The sequence below is a fragment of the Acrocarpospora catenulata genome, assembly GCF_018476525.1.
GTDB lineage: Bacteria > Actinomycetota > Actinomycetes > Streptosporangiales > Streptosporangiaceae > Acrocarpospora > Acrocarpospora catenulata.
The window spans coordinates 1-21,080 of sequence record NZ_JAHCST010000019.1 but is presented as its reverse complement, the minus strand read 5'-3'; the positions used below and the strand labels follow the sequence as shown (position 1 = coordinate 21,080).

The following is a 21,080-nucleotide window of genomic DNA, read 5'->3' as shown; positions in this document are numbered from 1 at the left end:
CCCTCTGCGCAGCACAGACCCGATGTGCACCACTGGTGGTCAGCGACCTAGGCCATCGCACCAACACCAGTTCGGGACTGTCAGGCGCAGTTAACATTGGATGTCTTCGAGACGTCAATAGGTAACTTACTGACTACAAATCCAACAAAACCGCTCAGGAACACCCAGGATCATGCGCAAGCAGCTGTGATTTATGTCGCACCGCTTCGGAAAATCTCGGGAACGCGCTCTTGAAATCATCGGATGTATCAAGATCACCGTGCCGCATCGGGCGGGCGATTGACGCTCGGCGGACGGTGTGCCAAGGTGTGGCCGAACGCGACGCGGGTCCGCACCGCCCGCGCGAGTTCTTGCATGATTCTGCGCACGCGCGTGCTTCCGCCTGCCCGTGTCCCTGTCACCGGTTCCAACCGATCCGCACGCCGAACCAACCCTTTGGGCGGCACGCGGTGTTGTAACGGGCGAGAGGAGGCAGGGTGGATCGCTTTGACTCCTCCCCACGCCTAGAGGCGGGGGATTCCAGCCTTCACAGGCTGGGGTTCCTGCTTCACCGGCGACCGCACCCGGGAGGACCCGGAGTGTCTGACGTCACCTCCACAGGCAGTCACGGCAAGACCTGCCGCCAGGATGTTCTTGGCGGCGTTGACGTCCCTGTCGTGCAGGGTGCCGCATCCCGGGCACGTCCAGCGCCGGGTGGAAAGGCTCAGCCCGGCGAGCAGATGCCCGCACGCCGAGCAGGTTTTCGAGCTGGGGAACCAGCGGTCGATCACGATCAGGTGGCGGCCGTATTTCGCGGTCTTGTACTCCAGGAGGCGGCGGAAGGTGCCCCATCCGGAGTCGGAGATCGCTTTGGCCAGGGATCGGTTGCGGACCATGCCCTTGACGTTGAGGTCTTCGATCACGATCACGTCGTGGTCGCGGACCAGCCGGGTACTGGTCTTGTGCAGGAAGTCGGCGCGGGCGGCTTTGACCTTCCGGTGGGCGCGGGCGACCTTCGCCTTGGCCTTGGCGCGGTTGGTCGATCCGCGCTGCTTGCGGGCCATGCGACGCTGGTAGCGGGCCAGGCTCGCCGCTCTGCGCGCCAGATGGCGCGGGTTGGCGATCTTCTCCCCGTCGCTGGTGACGGCGAAGTCCTTGACGCCCACGTCCACGCCGACGACGGCACCGGTAGCCGGGAATTGGGCGGGGTCGTCCACGTCAACGGCGAAGGACACATACCAGCGTCCGCACGGGTCACGGGAAACCGTCACCGTCGTCGGGTCGATCGTCACCGGGTCGATGCCGGGCCAGGACCACACGAACGCCAGCGGGGCATCCATCTTCGCCAGCCAGAGTTGACCGTCGCGGTAGCGGAAACCCGACCGGGTGTATTCCGCGCTCTGACGGCCGTTGCGGGACTTGTAGCGCGGGTAGCGGGCATGCCCGGCGAAGAAGTTTGTGAACGCCACTTGCTGGTGGCGGATCGCCTGCTGAAGCGGGACCGAGGACACCTCGTTCAGCCATGCCGTCTCGTCAGTGGCTTTCATTGCCGTCAGGTGGGCGTTGGCCTGGACGAAGTTCGTTTTCACGCGTTCGCCGTGGAAGCGCTCATGCCGCCAGGCCAGGGTGCAGTTCCACACGAAGCGGACGCAGCCGAACGTGCGGTTGAGCACCGCAGCCTGTTCGGGTGTCGGGTAAGCCCGGCACTTGTACGCCGTCCGCATAGATCAACTTTACCAAAACCATCTGCTTTGCATAAGCCCGATTGACACGGTTCCGGCTTCCCTCCCAGGGCTGAAGCCCGGGGTTTCCAGCCTTCAAGGAGGGTTCGATGAGACACCCACACCGTGTCCCTGCGCACCTGGCTGAGCCCGACCGAAGTCACCGCCGTCGCCTAGCCCAACCCCTACTGCATGACCGGCGAACCCGAGATCCCGGAGGACGCGCCCGACCCCCGGCCCGCCCCGTCGTAACGCCACGGTCGACGCCTATGCCCTGAACGTCCAGACCGGCGAGGCCCGCAAGCTGCCGGATACCTACCTGGTCCAGGACCTGTTCCACCTGGTCCTCCCCGGACCGCCGGGCGCCCTGTGACCTAGAGCTGGGACAGGTCGATGTGGAGGTCGGCGCGGTCGCGGGTGGAGGCGATGAGCCGGGCGTTGGGCTCGTCGACCTCCGCCACCCACCGCCGCGCGGCCTCCGGGGGCTTGCCGAACCTGACGTGCCGTGCGACAAGGCGCGTCAGGCGGAGGTCGTCGGCCACCTCGACGTACCAGGCTTCGGTCAGCTGCTCGCGGATCCGCGGCCACGGGTCCGTACGGCTCAGCAGGTAGTTGCCCTCCGTGACGATGAGGCGGGTCGCGGGGTCGACGGCGATGCTGCCCGCGATCGGCTGTTCGATCTCGCGGTCGAAGTCCGGCGCGTACACCGGGTTGTCGAACTCGTCGCGCAACCGCCGCAGCGTGGCGAGGTAGCCGTGGCCGTCGAAGGTGTCGATCGCGCCTTTGCGGTCGCGTCTGCCGAGCCGGTCGAGGGCCGCGTCCGCTAGATGGAAGCCGTCCATGGGAACCCACACCGCGGGGAAACCGCCCTTGTGGAGCGCCTGGACCAGGAGGTGGGCGAGCGTCGACTTGCCCGCTCCGGGACAGCCGGTGATGCCGAGGATGGCCCGCCCGCCGGGGTCGCTCAGGCCCCGGGCCCGGTCGGTGAGGCGGTCAAGCATGGGCGGCGGTGGCGAGATGGGCGGCGAGGAACCCGGTGAAGTCGAGGTGCCCGGATCCGAGGAAGCCCCGGTGGTTCTCGCCGATGTGCACGTAGCCGAGCCGGTCCCCGGCGTCACGTACCGGCCTTACCAGGTCGTCCTCCTCGATGTTCATATGGTAGGTGTCGAGGTGGATCATCACATTATCTTCGCCGATGTCGTCGGCGAGGGCCAGCCCCGCAAGCTGGAGCTCGACACCCGCTGAAACTTTGCCGGGGAGCAGCGCATTTGGCGGTCGGTATACTTGCCGCTGGCTCGCCCCGCGTATTTCACCATCGCGGTGCCGACCGCGTCCCGACCAGCAGCGGGTGCGTCCTGACCGGGTGTCCATCAACGCCCCGCGCTCCACACTTCGCCGCTCGGACTGGAGTTCCTGATCTCCAGCCGGCTCCCCCCACCCCAACGACGGCCCTGATCGTCGTCGTCCTCCTGGTCATCGGGTTTGTTGCTGTTCCTCACGAACCTGACGAGCGCCGTAAGCGTGGGATGCGCCGATGCGGGTGGAGCCTGCCACCCGAATCGACCCGAAGGACACGCATATGGGACGCGCATCCAGACTCATCACGGTGCTGGGCGTGGGGCTGCTCGCCACCGGCTTCGCGTCGCCGGCCCGGGCGGATCAGTCCTCGGCCGGAAAGCCCGGTCTGGACAGGTTCTACACTCAGCGACTCAGCTGGACCGGCTGCGGTGAGCGCTTCCAGTGCGCCAGGCTGACGGTGCCGCTGGACTATCGCGACCCCGGCGGGGAGACCATCCAGATCGCGGTGATCCGGCTGCCGGCCGCCGGGGGCAAGCGCATCGGCTCCCTGGTCACCAACCCGGGCGGCCCGGGCGGGTCCGGGCTGGAGTTCCTGCGCGAGAGCAACGCCTCCTTCGGCCCGGCGTTGCGGGCCCAGTTCGACCTGGTCAGCTTCGATCCGCGCGGGGTGGGCGAGTCGACGCCGGTGCGCTGCCTGACGGGCCCGGAGCAGGACGCGTACCTGGCCGTCGACGACACGCCTGAGACCAGGGCCGAGGAGAAGGCGCTCAAGGCGGCGGAACACAAGTACCTGAAGGCCTGCGAGCGCAACTCCGGCCACCTGCTGCCGCATGTGGGCACGCTCGACGCGGCCAGGGACATGGACGTGCTGCGCGCCGCGCTCGGCGACGAACGGCTGAGCTACCTGGGCTTCTCCTACGGCACCTACCTGGGCGCGGTGTACGCCGACCTGTTCCCCAAGCGGGTCAGGACGATGACCCTGGACGGCGCGATCGATCCCGCGCTGACCGACAACGAGTCGGTCGACAACCAGGGCGCGGGCTTCGACCTGGCCTACACCTCCTTCGTGAAGGACTGCTTCAAGGCCGCGAACTGCCCGTTCAAGGGGCGTACCGTGGCCAAGGCGTTCGCCGAGACCAGGCGGCTGCTGAAGCGGGCCGACCGCAAGTCCCTGCCCTCCACGACGGACGACAGGAAGGTGACCGAGCCGGTGGCGCTGACCGGCATCATGTCCGCCCTGTACAGCGCCGACACCTGGCCGGAGCTGCGGCACGCGCTGACCAAGGGCTTCAAGGGCGACGGCACCGGCCTCCAGTCGCTGGCCGACTTCTACAACGAGCGGCGTCCGGACGGGACCTACAGCAACATCGGCGACGCGTTCCGCGCGGTCAACTGCGCCGACCGGCCGCGGAGCACGTCCGCCACCGCCCACTCCCGGCCGGTCGCCTACGTCGAGAACAACGAGAAGCCGACGCTGTTCGCCGACTACTTCGGCGACGGGGACGACACCACCGACTCGTGCGCGAACTGGCCGGCCGAGCCGTCCCCGGTGCCCAACTCGCTGCCGGCCAAGGGCTCGGCGCCGATCCTGGTGGTGGGCACGCTGCGCGACTCGGCCACGCCGTACGCGCAGGCCAAGGCGCTGGCCCGGCAGTTCGACTCCGGGGTGCTGCTCACCCTGGACGGGGACGGGCACACCGCCTTCTTCCAGTCGGAGTGCGTGCGGCGGCAGGTCAGCACGTACCTGCTGACGGGGAAGACGCCCAGGAACGGGACCGTCTGCGCGGCGGGTACCTGATCACGGGGGTCGCTCGCCCGAGCCGCGGGCCGGCAGCTCGACCGGGGAGTCGTCGACGCCCACGATGGCCAGCCCCGCAGAGTTGTCTGGCGACGACGACGAAGATCGCAGGCCGGCGCCACGAGCAGGTTTTGGCGCCGGTCAGGCTTGACCGTTGCGGCTTGCCTGATCAACATCTAATCTTTAGGAAGCTTTCTTAATAATTTGGGGGACGAGCCGCCCTGGGAGGCGTCCATGTCTCTGTTTCGCCGACTAGCCGCCGTCTGCGTCGTTGCCGCAAGCCTCCTGCCATCCATCGGCCCCGCGAGCGCGGCCGTCGCCCACGAACGGGTCGCCTACTTCACCCAGTGGGGCATCTACAAGCGGAGCTTCCTCGTCAAGAATGTCGATACCAGCGGCGCGGCGGCCAAGCTCACCACGATCAACTACGCGTTCGGAAACGTCAGCGAGCAGGGCCTGTGCTTCGAGGCCAACGAGGCCGGAGTGGGCGACGCGTGGGCGGATTATCAGCAACGGTTCAAGGCGGGCGATTCTGTCGACGGAGTCGGAGACGTCGTCACCCAGCCGCTGGCCGGCAATTTCAATCAGCTCAGAAAGCTCAAGGCCAAGCATCCCGGCCTGAAGGTGCTGATCTCCCTGGGCGGCTGGACCTGGTCGAAGTACTTCTCCAACGCCGCTCTGACCCCGGCCTCCCGCCAGGCCTTCGCCGCGTCCTGCATCGACCTGTACCTCAAGGGTAACCTCCCCAAGATCGGCACCTCCCCGCACGGCGGGCCCGGCTCCGGCGCGGGCGTTTTCGACGGCATCGACATCGACTGGGAGTGGCCCGGTTCCGCGGGCAACGTCGGTAACGTCGTCCGCCCCGAGGACAAGCAGAACTTCACCTTGCTGCTGGCCGAACTCCGCCGCCAGCTCGACGCGTACGGCACGCAGACCGGCAGGCACTACTACCTGACGGCTTTTCTCCCCGCCGACCCCGTCAAGATCGACGCCGGGGTCGAGGTGCCGGGGGTCTTCTCTTCGCTTGATTTCGCCACCGTGCAGGGTTACGACTTCAACGGGCCGTGGAACAGCAGGACCGGACATCAGTCCAACCTCTACTCCGACCCGCAGGACCCGTCAGCGGAGAAGTTCAGCGTGGACGCCGCCGTCGGCGCCTACTTGTCCCGCGGCGCCCCCGCAGGCAAGATCATTGTCGGCGTCCCCGCCTACGGCAAGGGCTGGAAGGGCGTCCCTAACACGAACAACGGCCTCTACCAGACCTCCACCGGGCCCGCCCGCGGTACGTACGAGAACGGCACCGAGGACTACAAGAAGATCGTCGCCAGCCGCGGCACCCGCTACCGCGACACCGCGATCGGCGCCCTCTGGCTCTACGACGGCAGCAACTGGTGGAGCTACGACGACCCCACGCTACTCACTCAGAAGGCGCAGTACATCAAGGCCCGCGGCCTCGGCGGTTCCATGCTGTGGTCCCTCGACGGCGACGACGCCCAGGCATCCCTCACCACCGCTCTCTGGAACGAGCTGAAGTAGCTATCGCCTTCTGGCGTGGGTGACAGGATGCGCCGTTGTCGTACTCATTGGGGAGATTTTGTGAAGAAGCTGAGAAGTTTCCGGCCATGCCGGGACGCGCCCCACTACTCTCCGATCACATGATCACGCGTTTACTGGGCGCCACAGTGGCAGGCCTCGTCCTGCTTTCCGGTACGGCCCACGCCGCTCCCATCAAGGGCGAACCCGTACTGACCCACAACAAGCTCTACAAGAAGGGTGCTCTACCGAAGATTTCCTGCAAGCCGGTCAAGGGCACCACCAAGTCCTCGACCGAGAAATACGTCAAGAAACTCGTCTCCTGCCTGAACTCCGCCTGGAAAGGCACGATTGACGACTTCCAGCCGGTGGCGGTCGTGTTCAAGACCGACAAGGAGTCCTGCGCCACCGGGCTGGACATCGCCGGTTCCTATGCCGAGATCTGCGGCCAGGCCATCGAAGTGCGGCTGGCCAACGACTGGATCAACTCCAAGAACGACGTGAAGGCGTTCGCGGCCGTCATGCGGGCGTGGAGCGGCGTGGTCCAGGGACAGACGGGCATCGGCCGGGCGTGGTGGGCCCTGCCCAACGACCGGACCGGAGCCGACATGGAGGAGCAGAATCGCCGCTTCTACCTGCAGGCCGACTGTCTGGCCGGGGTGTCCGCCAAGAGCCTGGGCCGGAAGATCAAGAACTTCAAGCCGGTGATCGCCGGAATGGAGCCCAGTGAGTACGCCGGCTACAAGTGGAACGGCAAACCTGCCAGCCGCCTGTACTGGATCAAGAAGGGCTACCAGACGGGCAAGCCCGGCGCCTGCAATACGTGGACGGCGAGTTCACCGAAGGTCGCCTAGCACCGTTTTTCACGAGGGCACGGCGGCCAAACGGCAGGCGTTCGGGTTCCCACCGGCGGGCCGGGCCGCCCCTCGAAAGAGACGACCTACACCAGTGGCTCTCCGCTCGGTGGAACCGGCGCGGTCGGCTCAGGTTTCGGCGATGATCTGGCGGATCAGATCTCGGGACTCGTCGGGGGTGGCGGCCAGGACGCAGAGTTGGTTCATCAGGTGCCAGTAGGTGTCGAGGTCGTTGGGCTTGCTGAGGTAGGACGCCTGGGCCAGTTGTTCGAGGTAGGCGACGTCGGGGACGCGGGTCTCGGCGAAGCGGAGGATGGTGACCGGGCCGCCGCCGACCGGGTGGCCGCTGCTGAACGGCATCACCTGGATGGTGACGTTGCGTAGGTGGGAGAGCTCGCGCAGGTGGGCGAGCTGGGCGCGCATGATCTCCCGGTCGCCGATCTGGCGGCGGAGCGCGGCCTCGTCGATGACCGTCCAGAGGACGGCGGGGGACTGCTTGCGGAGGATCTCCTGACGGCGCAGGCGAAGTGCCACCCGGCGTTCGATCTCGGCGTTGGGCGCGTCCAGGTGGCCGAGGCGGATGACCGCTCGGGCGTACTGCTCGGTCTGGAGGAGGCCGGGGATGAACTGGACCTCCGAGCTGCGGATCACCGAGGCGGCCTGCTCCAGGCCGAGGTACTGGTCGAACCAGTCGGGGATGACGTCGCGGTAGGCGTGCCACCAGGCGGACGCGTTGCTCTGCTCGGCCAGGCAGAGCAGGCTGTCGCGCTCGTCGCGGGTGGCGCCGTACAGGTCGAGCAGGTCGGCGACGTCGCGGAGCTTGAAGGAATGGCGGCCCAGCTCCATGCGGCTGATCTTGGAGTGCGACCCCCGGATGGCGTCCCCGGCCTTCTCCCTGGACATCCCGGCGGCCTCGCGCAACCGGCGCAATTGCGCACCGACCAGCATCCGCAAAACGGTCGGTCCGGCTTTTTCATGCACGAAGCCGGATATGTCGGGCAGATCCTGTCCAGCCCGATCCACGCGCATATTCACTCCAAGACAGCAATTTGCCGATTTGTGGCCTCTCCGAGTGTCGCACGCGCCACCCCCCGATTCCCAGCCGAGATCCGACATTGATCGTTACGGCAAGTTAACCAGGGGGGAGATTGTGACCCTGGGTTCCGGTATCCACACTTGGCAGATGCACCGCGTGGAATTACGCGTACACGGAGTGGCGGGCGCGTCCCCGCAGTCGGTCCTCTACCCCGGCCATCCCGGCACAGCGAATCCCGGCAAGGTCGAACCGGACGGCGTCACCGGCGGGGTCGGCTTCTACCGCCCCGACCCCCAGCCGGACGACTGGAACCGGCAGGCGTACGTCTGGGGCAGCCTCACCTCGGGCCGCGCCAGCCGGGCGCTCTGGCTCCTGCTGCTGCCGTTCGCGCTGGCCAACATCGCCTTCTTCATGACACCCCGGCGCATGGTGAACGGTGTGGAACGCTCCGGCGGGGTGCGCCTGGCGGTGGACGCCGGGCAGCGGCTGTTCGCGCTCTCGCTCACCGGCACCGCGCTGCTCGGCTTCGCGGGCGTGGCGGTGGACATCCTCGGCTGGCAGTCGGGCCACGCCGCCACCACCTGGCTCGGGCGGCTCGGGCCCGCCGAGGCCCCGCTCCGGCTGGCGCTGGCCTCGCTGCTGCCCGCGCTGGTGCTCGCGCTGATGTGGCTGCTGAGCAACCGGTCCTGGCAGGCCACCGACCGGGTGCCGGTGCCGGAGGGCGCCGAGCCTGAGCCGGGCGGGCCGCTGCTGGCCCGGCGCCGGATGTGGAACGGCGGCCCGCCGGTGGGGCGGCTGCGCTCGCTCCACGTGGCCTTCGGGTTCACGCTGATCGCCGCCGTGCTGACCCTGGCCTTCCCGTCGCCGGCGCTGCTGGCCGCCGAGGCGACCGTCGGCGCGGTGGTGGTGATCAGCGTGGCGCTGCCGTACGCGGCGACCAGGCGGGACCCCGGGGCGGCGCCGACCGCCCTCACGCTGCTGTGCACCGGGCTGCGCTGGGCGGGCCTGGCGCTGTACGTGGCGGCGCTGATCCTGCTGTTCCGCACGGACGGCCAGGCCCCGGCGGCCGGTCCGCTGCCCGGGTTCGGACCGCTGGTGGTGACCCTGCTCTGGACCCAGATCGGCCTGATCGCGCTGATCGCCCTGGGCGTGGCGCTCCTGGCCAGGGGCGGCCGTCCCCCCGGCCTGTACGACCGGGCCCTGCTGGGCCTGGCCGCGCCCGCCACCCTGCTGATCGCCTGGACCTACACGGCGGCCTTCAGCATCGGCGCCTCCTTCGCCGCCGCCGAGCTGGTCGGCACCCCGGTCTTCGCCCCCGTGTCCACCCCCGCCGACGCGGTGGTGCTGCCCGACTCCTACGCCTGGGCGCTGTACGCGGTGCCCATCGGAATCGGCACGGTCCTCCTGCTGGGGATCTGGCTCCTGGTGACCTGGCTCCGCACGGCCGCCGCCCCCAACGCGCTGATCGACGGCCGCTACCCGCCCGGCGAGCGGGCCAGGGTGGCCCGGGCCTGGGCGGCGGCCACCCTCACCGACAAGGCGCAGGTGGTGCTGGCCGCCCTGGCGCTGACCGCGCTCGGCACGCTGGCCCTGGTCGGGGTGGTGCTGGCCACCGGCCCGGAGACCCGGCCGTGGCCGCCGCTGGTCGCCGCCGGGGCGATCATTCTGGGCGGGTTCGTGGTGGTGCTGCTGGTGGTGGGCTGGCTGGCCTACCGGGTGCCGGTGCTGCGCCGTACGGTCGGGGTGCTCTGGGATCTGAGCACGTTCTGGCCCCGGGCCATCCACCCGCTGGCGCCGCCCTGCTACAGCGAGCGGGTGGTGCCGGAGCTGATCACCCGGATGAACCGGCTGATCGGGGAGGGCAACCGGGTGGTGCTGTCCGGGCACAGCCAGGGCAGCGTGATCGCCGCCGCGGTGGTGCTCCAGCTCGACCCGGCGGACCGGCCCTCGGCGCGGCTGCTCACCCACGGGTCGCCGCTGGCCCGGCTGTACGCGCGGTTCTTCCCGGCCTATTTCGATCTGGGCATGTTGCACGCCGTACGGGAGGCGATGGGCTGGCAGAACCTCTACCGCGACTCCGACCCGATCGGAGGGCCGGTGTTCGCCTTCGCCGCGATCGAACCGGCGGACCCGGCCGCGACCGACCAGTCCCTCTGGGACCCCGAGGACGCGGTTGCCGGCGCCCGCGTCCTCGGCCACGTCGACTACTACCTGGACCAGCGGTATTCGGACGCCCTGGAGGCCCTTTCCGGTCCCTGACGTGGACCGTTCAGGCGGACAGGGCGAAGCCCAGGTCGCGGGTCTCGTCGGCGAGGGTGTTGAGGATGCGGGCGCGTTGCCTGGCGGTCGGCTCGCCCGCCACGACCACGCCCAGGGCGATGACCTCGCCGCCCGCGCAGCGCTCCAGCGGAACCGAGGCGCACCACAGGCCGGAGATCACCTCGTCCTGCTCGATGTGCAGGCCACGCCGGGACCCGGCGCGGATCGCCTCGCGCAGCGAGGTCCAGTCCCTGGTGGTCAGCGGGGTCAGCCGGGGGTACGGCTCCGGCGGCAGCAGCTGCATCTGGGCCCCTGGCGACAGGTGGCTGAGCAGCGCACGGCCGCTGGCCGTCGCCCAGATCGGGTAGTTGGCGTCGAACGCGGGCAGGCCCGGCCGCTCGTCCCGGCCGGGCAGCCAGGAGATCGGCACGTCCACGTTGCCGAGCAGCTGGCTGAGCATCACGATCTCCCCCGTGGCCCGGCTCACCCGGCCCATCGGCCCCTCCGCCGCGCGGCGCAGCCGGTTCAGCCAGTGCACCGCCATCGGCAGCGAGCGCGGGCCCACCGTGTAGCGCCGGTCGGGGGTGCGGCTGGCGTAACCGGCCTCGACCAGGGTGGCCAGCATGCGGGACGCCGTACCCTGGTCGACCTCCAGATGGTCGGCCACGTCGCAGACCCTGACCGTGTGCGGGGCCGCCGCAACCAGCAGGTCCAGCGCGGCCAGGCCGCGCTGGACCGACCGGACGTGGCCGTCGGAGGACGGGCGGCTCACACCCGGGCGCCCGACACGCCGGCGGAGACACGCGGGATGACGTGGTCGCCGAAGAGCTGGATAGTGTCCAGCATCCGGCCGTGATCCACCGCGCCGCCACACGCCACGAAGACGACGTACTCCACCCCGAGCTCGTCGCGGAGTCGTTCCACCTGCTCACCCACCTCGTCCGGGGTGCCCACCAGCATGGCTCCGGCGGCGACCAGCTGCTCCAGCGTGCGGGGCACCGGCCCGGTCTGCCCGGGCAGCCGCCACGCCTCGAAGAAGCCGAACTCGCCCAGCCAGTCCGCGGTGAAGGCCACACTCTGCCGTGCGGTCTCCCATGCTTCCTCGTGGGTTCTGCCCATCGCGAGCATCCGGCACACCGCCACTCCCCCGCCGGGGCTCCACGCGCCGGGGGCCATCGGCCGCCCGTAGCCGGTGGCCAGTTCCGCGTACGACTCGAACAGGCCGCGCAGCATGGCGTGGTCGGTGGCGATGGTCACGATGGAGCTGCCCACCCGGGCCGCCCAGTCCAGGGTGGCCGAGCTCTGGGTGAGCGTGGTGAACAGCGGCGGATGCGGGGTCTGGAGGGGTTTGGGCACCGTGGCGATCTGCTTGACCTCGCCGTTCTCGACGCCGGCCCCGAGCCGGGTGGAGATCGGGTGCGGCCAGCTCAGGCCGGGCATCGGGATCTTGATGAACTCCCCGTCGTACGACCAGAGGTCCTCGGTCCAGGAGCGGCGGAGCACCTCGAACCACTCCTCGAAGACCCGGCGGTTGTGCGCCTCCACCTCGGCCCGGCCGCTGCCGGCCACGTTGGCGCCGTAGTGCTGGCCGAGCACCCCGACCGAGCGGGTCTGGTAGCCGCGGCTGAGCCCGATGTCCAGCCGCCCGCCGGTGAGGTGGTCGGCCATGGCGATGTCCTCGGCCAGCCGGAGCGGGTTCCAGTTGGGCAGCACCAGGCCCATCTGGCCGTGCCGGAGCCGGGTGGTGTGCTGGGCCAGGTAGACGTTGAGCATCAGCGGGTTCGGGGTGACCTGGTACCCCTCCACCTCGAAGTGGTGTTCGGCCAGCATCAGGGACGTCCAGCCGGTCTGGTCGGCGCAGACGGCCTGCTCTCGGAGTTCGTCGATCGTGGTGTGGTAGCGGTGGCGATCCAGGCCGAGCAGGCCCGTCCCGAGGTCGGCGGCGGAGGCCACCGCCACGGGATAGAACAGGGAGAACCTCATGCCCAGATGATCAAATACCGGGATTTAGCAGGGCAATACCGGTTTTGCGTCTGACGCAAGGCCGCGTGAACAGCCGGTAAAACGTGTCCCGCCGGGAAGTCACGGGAGGGGGACCCGGAGCGCGACCACGCCCCGCAGGTCCAGCCAGGCGGCGTCCGGGGTGCGGACCAGCCGCAGGATCACCTCCTCGCAACCGGGGCAGCGGGCCACCAGGCCGGGCTCGGGGCCGTACACCCGCAGGTCGGCGATGGGCCCGTTACGGCCGCAGCTGACGCACTTCCCCTCGGCCACCGTCAGGTCCACGGCGAAGAGCTCGGCGAGCGGGCCTGCCAGGGTGTTGCCGTCCAGATAGTCGTTCTCGGTGGACATCGGGTTCACCCTCCGGTGGGGCCGAATCGTTCGGTTCGGATCCTGGCCGCGTCGTGGCCGAGCGCGATCAGGTGGTCGGCGGCGGCCTCCACGAACCCGGTCGGGCCGCACACGAAACAGTCGGCGTCCGGGTCCGCGGTCAGCAGGTCGGCGCGGGTGATGCGGCCGGGCGGCCTGCCGTACCCGCCGGGGGTGGCCCGGGTGTAGAGGTAGTCGACGCGCAGGCCCGGGTCGGGCCGGTCCAGCTCGGCCGGGTAGAGGCGCTGGGCGGGCTCGCGGATCGAGTAGACCAGGTGGAACGGCGCCAGTCCTGCGGATCGCCGCCGGGCGCGGATCATGGCCATCAGCGGGACCAGCCCCGACCCTCCGGCCACCAGCAGCACCGGGCGGGCGGACTCCGGCCGCCAGACGAACCAGCCGCCCACCGGCCCCCGGAGCTCCACCAGGTCGCCGACCTCCAGCACCTCGGTCAGGTACGGCGAGACCTCCCCGTCCGCCACCAGCTCGACGGTGAGCTCCACCCGGTCCCCGTCCTCCGGGGCGGCCAGCGAGTAGCTGCGCTGGGTGCTGTACCCGTCGGGCGCGGTCAGCCGCACGTCCACGTGCTGGCCGGCCAGGTGCCCCGGCCAGCCGGGCACGGCGAAGGCCAGGGTGCGGGCCGTGCGGGTCTCCTGGCGGATCTCGACCAGCTTGGCCGCGCGCCACGGTAGCGGGCGCACGTCAGTCCCCCTGGTAGCGCTGCTCGCGCCATGGGTCGCCGTAGTCGTGGTACCCGGCGGTCTCCCAGAAGCCCGGCCAGTCCTCGTGCAGCAGCCGGATGCCGCGCACCCACTTGGCCGACTTCCACAGGTAAAGGTGCGGGACCAGCAGCCGGGCCGGGCCGCCGTGCTGGGGCTCCAGCTCCTCGCCCTCGAAGGCGTAGGCGATCCAGGCCTTGCCGTCCAGCAGGTCCTCCAGCGGGAGGTTGGTGGTGTAGCCGCCGTAGGAGTAGACCAGCGCGTACTCGGCGGTGGTCTCCACGTCCGCCATGAGCACGTCCAGCGAGACGCCCCGCCAGTGGGTGGCGAGTTTTGACCACTTGGTGACGCAGTGCAGGTCCACGGTGGGCTGCTCGGCGGGCAGGGCCATCAGCTCCGGCCAGGTCCAGCGGTGGGTCTGCCCGGCCTCGGTGTCGATGGCGAACTCCCAGCGGTCCAGCGGGATCCGCGGCGTCGGACCGGCGGAGAGCACCGGGAAGTCGTAGGTCAGATACTGCCCCGGCGGGAGCTTGACGCTCTCCTCCCGGCGGCGCCCCTGGAAGCCACGCGAAACGATTGCCATGGTTGCCTCCCTGCGGCCCACGATAGTTCACCACGGCTGAGCGATCTTGTGTACGCGCGGCGTTTCACCCGGCCACGGCCGCAATCCCGTTCATGATGTGGCGTCAGCGTGTCGGGAGACTCAAGTGAGAATTGTGGCATTTTATTAGCTTGCCAGAGGGCCGCGTGAGGCTGGTGTGGCATTCCGCCGCCCATCAGGAAAAACCTCGCTGACCAGCGGTTTCTTTGCCTTCATGACGAAATATAGGGGTTAGCGGTGCTGTTCAATGAAGTATCAAGACGAAGTTCCTGACCGACAGATAGCCAAACAGAAGCTTCGGTAAAGATCATAGAGTGGCGCGTAAGACGTTGGTTAGCGACCTGAAAGCGAACTGTCAGCGGCGGCGCGCACCCTGAGACCACGAGGCGACGGACCCCATGAAGAGACCGCCGGCCCCAAGACCGCAAATGGAGTGCGACCAGAAGAGGTAAAGACCATGTGCCAGCACAAGCCTTCATGTCCCTCCCCCTACGCCTCAGACCGCGAAGCCGCGCACGTCGTGGCGGCCCACCCCGAGCAGGGCTGGAGCCTTCTGTGCAACGGGGTCATCCTGTTCGAGGACACCGGCCTGCTGATGCCCGACCGGTCCGTCATGTCGCCCCACCGGGGGCTCGTCGCCGCCTGACGATCATCCTCTCCCACGGACTTCCGGCCGGATCACCCCGATCCGGCCGGAAGTTTTTTGTGTTTTTACCCAAGCACCGAGTGGTTGCTGCGGAACGTCCCGCGAGGGTCACGCCGCCGCTTGATCTCCCGCAGCCGCTCCACCGTCTCCGCCGGGAACGCGTCCGAGGCCGGCGCGCCGTGGTTGAGCAGGGTGAAGGGCTGCCGGCCCGACACGTACGGCCGCACCGCACCGGCGATCGCCTGCTGCTTCGCCTTGATCGGCCCCGCCAGCTCGGGGAACGGCAGCACCCCCAGCATGAACAGCAGGTACGGCTCCGCGACGTGCCCGCAGGCCCCGTCGGTCTCGGCGGCCCGGCTGAGCGCGCCGCCCAGGTGCCGTACCTGGAGCGTCACCAGCGGCTCGATGGTGCCGGGACCGGCGGCGGCCAGCAGCTGGGCGGCGGCCTCGGCGTCGAACCGCTCGAAGAGCTCGGTGTGGCTCAGCGCGGCCATCGGATCGGTCGGCTCGGCGCAGATGCCGGGCAGGTCGGCGACGTCCATCATGCCCCGGCCGTCCATGATCGCGCCCGGGATGCGGTCGAAGGGGGCGAGCAACTCGGCCGCCTCGGCGGCGGAACCGAGGTAGGTCACGTCCATGACGACCGCGGACAGGCCGCGCAGCGGCTCGGGCAGCTCGGGGAAGGGCGGGAACTGGATCAGCTGGAACCAGAGGGTCAGCTCCTCGGGGGCCGTCGCAGTGATCTCGCGGAAGGCGGCCATCACCTCCTGGGCCTTGGCGGCCGGCCAGAGGATGCGCCCGCCGTACAGCTCGGGGGTCGGGAACAGGTTGAACTCCATGCCAGTGACCAGGGCGAAGTCACCGCCGCCGCCGCGCAGCGCCCAGAACAGCTCCGGGTCGGAGTCGGCGGTCACCCGCTGCGGCACGCCGTCGGCGTCCACGATGTCGAACCAGCGCACGTTGTTGGCGGCGAAGCCGTACTTGCGGCCGAACCAGGACAGGCCGCCGCCCAGGGTGAAGCCGGTGGTGCTCACGTAGCCGGTGCTCCCGGCCAGCCCGGTCAGGCCGTGCTTGCTCGAGGCGGCCAGCACGTCGCCCCAGAGCACGCCGGAACCGATGCGCGCGGTGCGTTCCCGCGGATCGATCTCGATGCCGGACAGCCGCTTGGTGCGGACCAGGATGGCGTCGTCGAACGTGGCCGGGGCGTGGCCCAGCGGCTGGGTGGCCAGGCCGAGCCCGGCGCCCCGGGCGTATCCCACCAGCGCGGCGGCGTCGGCGGCGTCGGCCACCTCCACCACGGCGCTCACCCGCTGCTCAACCGCGGAGTCCCAGGGCAGCCTGGCCTGGTCGAAGCCGGAGTCACCGCTGACCAGCACCTGACCGCGGACCACGCGGCGCAGGTCGGCGCGGAGGGCGCTGTAGTCGATCATTTTCTCTCCCCTGAATGTCTTTGTGGTGACATCAGGGTGCAGTGACGGATTTGCAGGAATCATGGACGCGACTTGGACGGCCTCCAAGCCGCTTCCAAGCCGCTCCCGACTGCCCTTAGTGTTGTCTGCGCAGATCTTCTGGGAGTGGCATGAACTCGTTGGCTTTTCGCCTCTTCGGCCCTTTTGAGGTCGGCACAGCCGACGGCACGCTCCTCGAGCTCGGGCCGCGCAAGCAGCGGGCCGTGCTGGCCCTGCTCGCGCTGGACCCCGGCCGGATCGTCTCCCTGGACCGGCTGGTGGACGAGCTGTGGGACGACGCGACGCCCTCCTCGGCGATCGGAACGCTCCAGGCGTACATCTCCCACCTGCGCCGGGCACTGGAGCCCGACCGGCCGCCGCGCTCCCCCGCCACGGTGCTGGTCACCAGGGAACCCGGCTACCTGCTGGCCATCAAGCCCGCCCAGGTCGACCTGATCCGGTTCACCACCGACGCCGAGGAGGGCCGCCAGGCGCTGTCCCGCCGCGCCTACGGCGCCGCCATGGACGCCTTCGACCGGGCCCTGGCCACCTGGCGCGGCGAGCCACTGGCCGAGTTCGCCGGGTACGGCTTCGCGCAGCCGGTGATCGCGCGGCTCACCGAGCTGCAGGCGGCGGTGACCGAGGACCGGTTCGAGGCCCGCCTCGCGCTGGGGGACAGCGGCTCCGCCGTGGCCGACCTGGAACGGCTGGTCGAGGCCTACCCGTACCGGGAGCGGCTCTGGGGGCTGCTGGTGCTGGCGCTCTACCGGGCCGGGCGGCAGGCCGAGGCGCTGGGGGCGCTCCGCCGGGTCCGTACCCTGCTCGCCGACGACCTCGGGCTGGAGCCCGGGCCCGAGCTGCGCCGCCTGGAGCAGGCCGTCTTCGAGCAGTCGGCGGCCCTGGACGCCCCGGCGCCCCCCGCCGCCGCCCCGGCCCGGCCGCAGGCCACGCTCATCGCCAGGGACTCCCAGCTGCGCCGGATCGGGGAACGGGTGGCGGAGGCCGTACAGGGGCGGGGCGGGGTGGTGCTGGTCGTCGGGGAGGCGGGGATCGGCAAGACCCGGCTGGCCCAGACGGCGGCGGAGGCGGCGGGCATCCGGGTGGCCTGGGGCCGGTGCGTGGAGGCCGACGCCGCGCCCGCGTTCTGGCCCTGGGCGCAGGCGCTGCGCGAGCTGGGCGCGGCCGAGACCGTGCAGCTGCTGGCCACCGGCTCCGGCCAGGTCGCCACCGATCTGGACGCCGCCCTGTTCGAGCTGTACGACCAGGTGCTGGCCGCCCTGAACGGGGAACCCGTCCTGGTCGTCCTGGACGACCTGCACTCCGCCGACGCCGCCTCGCTCCGGCTGCTCAGGTACGTGGCCAGGGAACTGCACCGGCGGCCGGTGCTGGTGCTGGCCACCCTCCGCCCGGAACCCGGCAGGGAGCCCGAGCAGCTGGCCGAGACGCTGGCCGCGCTCACCCGGGAACCCGGCACCGAGCGGCTCAGGCTCCCCCCGTTCACCCGCGACGAGGTGGCCGCCTTCCTGGGCGGCCAGGCCGATCGGGAACTGGCCGGCAAACTCCACCAGCGCACCGGCGGCAACCCCTTCTACCTGGGGGAACTGGTCCGGCTGCTGGACAGCGAGCAGCTGGAGGAGGTGCCGGAGACGGTCCGCGAGGTGCTCTCCCGCCGGGTCGCCCGGCTGCCCGCCGGCACCCAGGAGCTGCTGCGCACCGCCGCCGTGCTCGGCCGGGAGGTCCGGCTGGAGGTGCTGGCCACGGCCGCGGAGACCCCGCAGGAGGAGGTGATGGCCGGGCTGGCCCCCGCGGTGGCCACCGGCCTGCTCGCCGAGACCCCCGACGGCTTCGACTACCGGTTCTCGCACGTACTGGTGTGCGACGCCCTGTACGCCGGGCTCGACCGGCTGGCCAGGGCCAGGCTGCACCTGCGGGCGGGCGAGGCCCTCGCGGCGGGGAACGCCCCGCTGCCGGTGCTGGCCCACCATTTCGCCCTGGCCGCCCGGGTCGGTGGCGCGGCCAGAGCGGTCTCCTACGCCAGCCAGGCGGCCCGGCAGGCCACCGCCCAGCTGGCCTTCGACGAGGCGGTCGTGCTCTGGCGGACCGCGCTCGCCGCGTACGGGGAGGGCGAGCCGGGACGGCGGTGCGAACTGCTCATCGAGCTCGGGCGGGCCCAGCGGGTGACCGGCGACGTGACCGGCGCGCACGCCACCCTGGCCGAGGCCATCGCCCTGGCCGAGGCGACCGGCGACCGGGCCGCGATGGCCGAGGCCACCATGGTCTTCGGCGGGGTGACCGTGTGGAACTGGCGGGTCTACGGCACCGTCGACGACCACATGGTGGCCGTACTGGAGGACCTGCTGGCCGGGGAACTTCCCGACGAGCAGCGGGCCGCCCTGCTCGGCACGCTCGGCCTGGAGCTGTACTACGGGCCGCGCCGCGCCGAGGGAGAGCGGCACGCGGCCGAGGCGGTGGAGATCGCGCGGCGGCTCGGCGACCCGGTGCTGCTGGCCAGGACCCTGAACAACTTCATCAACGCCGCCTGGATATCCGGCCGGGAGCAGGCCAGGCTGGCCGCCGCCGAGGAGATGCTGAGCCTGCCCTCGCTGTCCAGGTCCACCGAACTGGTGGCCCGGATCATGCGCATGGTGGGGCTGCTGGAGCTGGGCCGGGTCGAGGAGTGGCACACCGAGCTGGCGCGCTGCCGCCGCCTGGTCGCCGAGGTGCGCCAGCCGGACCTGGCCGCGATGGTCTGGGTGGCCGAGTCCACCCGGGCCGCGATGGCGGGGCGGTGGACCGAGTCGGAGCGGCTCACCGCCGAGTACGGGCGGCTGCTCGACCTGACCACCATGTGGGGCCTGGTGGACTGCCGGCTGGCCACCCTGTTCACCAGCCGGTGGGCGCAGGGCCGGGCCGGGGAGCTCGCCGGAGCGCTGACCGAGACCGCAGAGGAGGCCATCCACGCGCCGATGCGGCCGATGGCGGTGCTGGCGACGTTCGCCGCCGGGGATGTCGCGGAGGCGCGACGGCTCACCGAGCTCTGGTCGTGCCGGCTCCCCTCGGACTGGAGCACCGGGTTCGTCACGGCCGGCTGGGGGCTGGTCGCCGCGCGGCTCGGCATGCCCGACCCCCGGGCGATGTACGACCGTCTGGCGCCCTTCGCCGATCAGCTTGTGGTGATGGGCAGCCAGGTGGTCTGCTGGGGCTCGGTCCACCAGGTCCTGGCCGAACTGGCCGCCGCCCTCGACGAGCCCGCCCTGGCCCGGGAACACGCCACCCAGGCGCTCGCCGTCCACGACCGCCTCGGCCTCACCGCCCTGACCAGCCCGGCCACCCTCGCGCTAGGAGTCCCTCGTGGATGATCTTCAGTTCGATGACGGCGTTCCGCACGCCGCCCGGATCTGGAACTACTGGATGGGCGGCACCGACAACTACGAGGCCGACCGCGCCGCCGGCAAGGCCGTCGCGGACGTCTACCCGGACATCGTCACCATGGCCCTGGAGTCTCGTCGCTTCCTGATCCGGGTGGTGCGGTTCCTCACCGCCGAAGCGGGAATCCGCCAGTTCCTGGACATCGGCACCGGTCTGCCGACCATGTCCAACACCCACGAGGTCGCCCAGGAGATCGCGCCCGAGTCCCGGGTCGTGTACGTCGACAACGATCCCCTGGTCATCGAGCAGAGCCGCGCGTTACTCGGGACCCCGCCCGGGCCGGTCACCTACCTGGAGGCCGACTACCACGACCCCGAGGCCATCGTCGCCGCCTCCAGCCTGGACCTCACCCAGCCGGTCGCGGTCATGTTCATGGGGGTCCTCGGCTACGTCGGCGACTTCGCCACCCTGCGCTCCATCGTCTCCCGGACGCTGGCGCCCATGCCGTCCGGCAGTCACCTCGTCCTCTGGGACGGCACCAACACCAGCGCCTCCGTCAACGAGGGCGGCGCGGCCCTCATCGAAGCGGGCGCGGTCCCCTATCACCTGCGCAGCCCCGACCAGCTGGGCCGCTGCTTCGAGGGCCTCGACCTGATCCCGCCCGGCCTCACCCAGATCACCCAGTGGCGCGGCGAACCCTCCCCACCTTCCATCGACGCCCACGGCGCGGTCGCCCGCAAACCTTAGCTCTCATCGGCAGAGTTCTCCTCGCCGGGTTCGGCCGTCTCTGGGCCCAGTACGGGCGGCCATCTTCGGCGCCGTTCTGTCATACCTGCAGCTAGATGAGGAAAAACGGGCGTAACTCCTCTACATACATCCAGCTGGTTGTATGCTTCCTTTGAAAAGGACATGACTCTGAACCGCAGTACAGCGCACCACTAACCCACTAGGGTGGTATGTACTCGCTTTAATGCACCATCAAAAAAGGGGCCTCCTACCCGCTTAGAGTTCCAGCCCTGTGCGGTAGGAGGCCCCTCACCCCTAATGGGTGCGAGATTCAATCAAGAGCCAGATGATCCAAAGGATCACCCGTACCACCACGAATCCGGTCCGGCCCTGACGCCGGTCCGCACGCGGCTCCTCTTGATCGTTCTCTTCTCGACAGTCGCACATCATGGCGATTGCCTCTCTTCTCATCGCACCTGCCATTCAGGCGCGCCAATTCGAAAGAGAGACATCCCAAGACGCCCACCACTGTCAGCTCACACCATAGGCGAAATCCCACCCACATCTCCCAAACTCCCCCACATCCAATATCTTTTCGACCTACCCCCATCCCCCTATATTCAAATCCACCACCACTTCCCCCAAATAACCCATAACCCCAAACCAAATTCCCCCCAAACCCCCCAACCCCACCCATCCCACCAGCCCACCCAACCCCCCAC

17 protein-coding genes are annotated in these 21,080 nt (G+C 69.9%); 7 read left to right on the top strand and 10 right to left on the bottom strand.

Annotated features, from left to right (window positions below; translation table 11 throughout):
- Positions 1 to 503 precede the first annotated feature (503 nt).
- From KIP79_RS21045 to KIP79_RS50105, 3 genes are all read right to left on the bottom strand, one after another.
- Positions 504 to 1,703 carry an RNA-guided endonuclease InsQ/TnpB family protein gene (locus KIP79_RS21045; RefSeq protein WP_214106593.1) on the bottom strand — a complete coding sequence of 400 codons (1,200 nt, stop codon included), beginning with the start codon at positions 1,701 to 1,703 and terminating at the stop codon, positions 504 to 506.
- Between the two features lie 371 nt (positions 1,704 to 2,074).
- Positions 2,075 to 2,701, bottom strand: coding sequence for a nucleoside/nucleotide kinase family protein (locus tag KIP79_RS21040; RefSeq protein WP_214106592.1), 627 nt, complete (start codon positions 2,699 to 2,701; stop codon positions 2,075 to 2,077).
- On the bottom strand, positions 2,694 to 3,071 hold the full coding sequence (locus KIP79_RS50105) for a sugar phosphate isomerase/epimerase family protein (RefSeq protein WP_372453627.1): 378 nt from the start codon (positions 3,069 to 3,071) through the stop codon (positions 2,694 to 2,696). Before KIP79_RS50105 ends, KIP79_RS21040 begins: the two co-directional genes overlap by 8 nt.
- Before the next feature lie 208 nt (positions 3,072 to 3,279).
- On the opposite strand from KIP79_RS50105, the gene KIP79_RS21030 reads away from it, so the two are divergent.
- The 3 genes from KIP79_RS21030 to KIP79_RS21020 all read left to right on the top strand — a co-directional run bounded on the left by KIP79_RS21030 (position 3,280) and on the right by KIP79_RS21020 (position 7,184).
- A complete protein-coding gene (locus tag KIP79_RS21030; protein WP_214106590.1) occupies positions 3,280 to 4,797 on the top strand; it encodes an alpha/beta hydrolase in 1,518 nt (505 codons plus the stop codon).
- Between the two features lie 234 nt (positions 4,798 to 5,031).
- Positions 5,032 to 6,333 carry a glycoside hydrolase family 18 protein gene (locus KIP79_RS21025; RefSeq protein WP_214106589.1) on the top strand — a complete coding sequence of 434 codons (1,302 nt, stop codon included), beginning with the start codon at positions 5,032 to 5,034 and terminating at the stop codon, positions 6,331 to 6,333.
- A 119-nt stretch (positions 6,334 to 6,452) separates the two neighbouring features.
- Positions 6,453 to 7,184 (top strand): neutral zinc metallopeptidase, encoded by a 732-nt coding sequence (locus tag KIP79_RS21020; RefSeq protein WP_214106588.1) that lies wholly within the window; start codon positions 6,453 to 6,455, stop codon positions 7,182 to 7,184.
- A gap of 129 nt (positions 7,185 to 7,313) precedes the next feature.
- Here the strand turns inward: KIP79_RS21020 and KIP79_RS21015 are convergent, their stop codons facing one another.
- A complete protein-coding gene (locus tag KIP79_RS21015) occupies positions 7,314 to 8,213 on the bottom strand; it encodes a Sco1979 family transcriptional regulator (RefSeq protein ID WP_214106587.1) in 900 nt (299 codons plus the stop codon).
- A gap of 154 nt (positions 8,214 to 8,367) precedes the next feature.
- Here KIP79_RS21015 and KIP79_RS21010 point away from each other — a divergent pair, with 154 nt between their 5' ends.
- On the top strand, positions 8,368 to 10,479 hold the full coding sequence (locus KIP79_RS21010; RefSeq protein WP_214106586.1) for a hypothetical protein: 2,112 nt from the start codon (positions 8,368 to 8,370) through the stop codon (positions 10,477 to 10,479).
- Between the two features lie 10 nt (positions 10,480 to 10,489).
- Here KIP79_RS21010 and KIP79_RS49540 read toward each other — a convergent pair whose 3' ends face one another.
- The 5 genes from KIP79_RS49540 to KIP79_RS20985 form a co-directional block, all read right to left on the bottom strand.
- Positions 10,490 to 11,251 carry an IclR family transcriptional regulator gene (locus tag KIP79_RS49540; protein ID WP_214106585.1) on the bottom strand — a complete coding sequence of 254 codons (762 nt, stop codon included), beginning with the start codon at positions 11,249 to 11,251 and terminating at the stop codon, positions 10,490 to 10,492.
- Entirely contained in the window at positions 11,248 to 12,462 is a 1,215-nt protein-coding gene (locus KIP79_RS21000) for an LLM class flavin-dependent oxidoreductase (RefSeq protein WP_214106584.1), read from the bottom strand. Before KIP79_RS21000 ends, KIP79_RS49540 begins: the two co-directional genes overlap by 4 nt.
- A gap of 99 nt (positions 12,463 to 12,561) precedes the next feature.
- A complete protein-coding gene (locus KIP79_RS20995) occupies positions 12,562 to 12,831 on the bottom strand; it encodes a DUF6510 family protein (protein WP_214106583.1) in 270 nt (89 codons plus the stop codon).
- Between the two features lie 5 nt (positions 12,832 to 12,836).
- The gene (locus KIP79_RS20990) at positions 12,837 to 13,550 is read right to left on the bottom strand and encodes a ferredoxin reductase (RefSeq protein ID WP_214106582.1); all 714 of its coding nucleotides are present in this window, start codon (positions 13,548 to 13,550) and stop codon (positions 12,837 to 12,839) included.
- Position 13,551: 1 nt separating this feature from the next.
- Positions 13,552 to 14,151, bottom strand: coding sequence for a molybdopterin-dependent oxidoreductase (locus KIP79_RS20985; RefSeq protein WP_214106581.1), 600 nt, complete (start codon positions 14,149 to 14,151; stop codon positions 13,552 to 13,554).
- Between the two features lie 475 nt (positions 14,152 to 14,626).
- On the opposite strand from KIP79_RS20985, the gene KIP79_RS20980 reads away from it, so the two are divergent.
- Positions 14,627 to 14,815 carry a DUF5999 family protein gene (locus KIP79_RS20980; protein WP_214106580.1) on the top strand — a complete coding sequence of 63 codons (189 nt, stop codon included), beginning with the start codon at positions 14,627 to 14,629 and terminating at the stop codon, positions 14,813 to 14,815.
- Between the two features lie 65 nt (positions 14,816 to 14,880).
- On the opposite strand, the gene KIP79_RS20975 is transcribed toward KIP79_RS20980, so the two are convergent.
- Positions 14,881 to 16,245, bottom strand: coding sequence for an FAD-binding oxidoreductase (locus tag KIP79_RS20975; RefSeq protein ID WP_214106579.1), 1,365 nt, complete (start codon positions 16,243 to 16,245; stop codon positions 14,881 to 14,883).
- Between the two features lie 149 nt (positions 16,246 to 16,394).
- Here KIP79_RS20975 and KIP79_RS20970 point away from each other — a divergent pair, with 149 nt between their 5' ends.
- Together KIP79_RS20970 and KIP79_RS20965 are read left to right on the top strand one after the other, a co-directional pair.
- Positions 16,395 to 19,622, top strand: coding sequence for an ATP-binding protein (locus KIP79_RS20970; RefSeq protein ID WP_214106578.1), 3,228 nt, complete (start codon positions 16,395 to 16,397; stop codon positions 19,620 to 19,622).
- Entirely contained in the window at positions 19,615 to 20,379 is a 765-nt protein-coding gene (locus KIP79_RS20965; RefSeq protein WP_214106577.1) for an SAM-dependent methyltransferase, read from the top strand. Before KIP79_RS20970 ends, KIP79_RS20965 begins: the two co-directional genes overlap by 8 nt.
- The last annotated feature ends 701 nt before the right edge of the window (positions 20,380 to 21,080 follow it).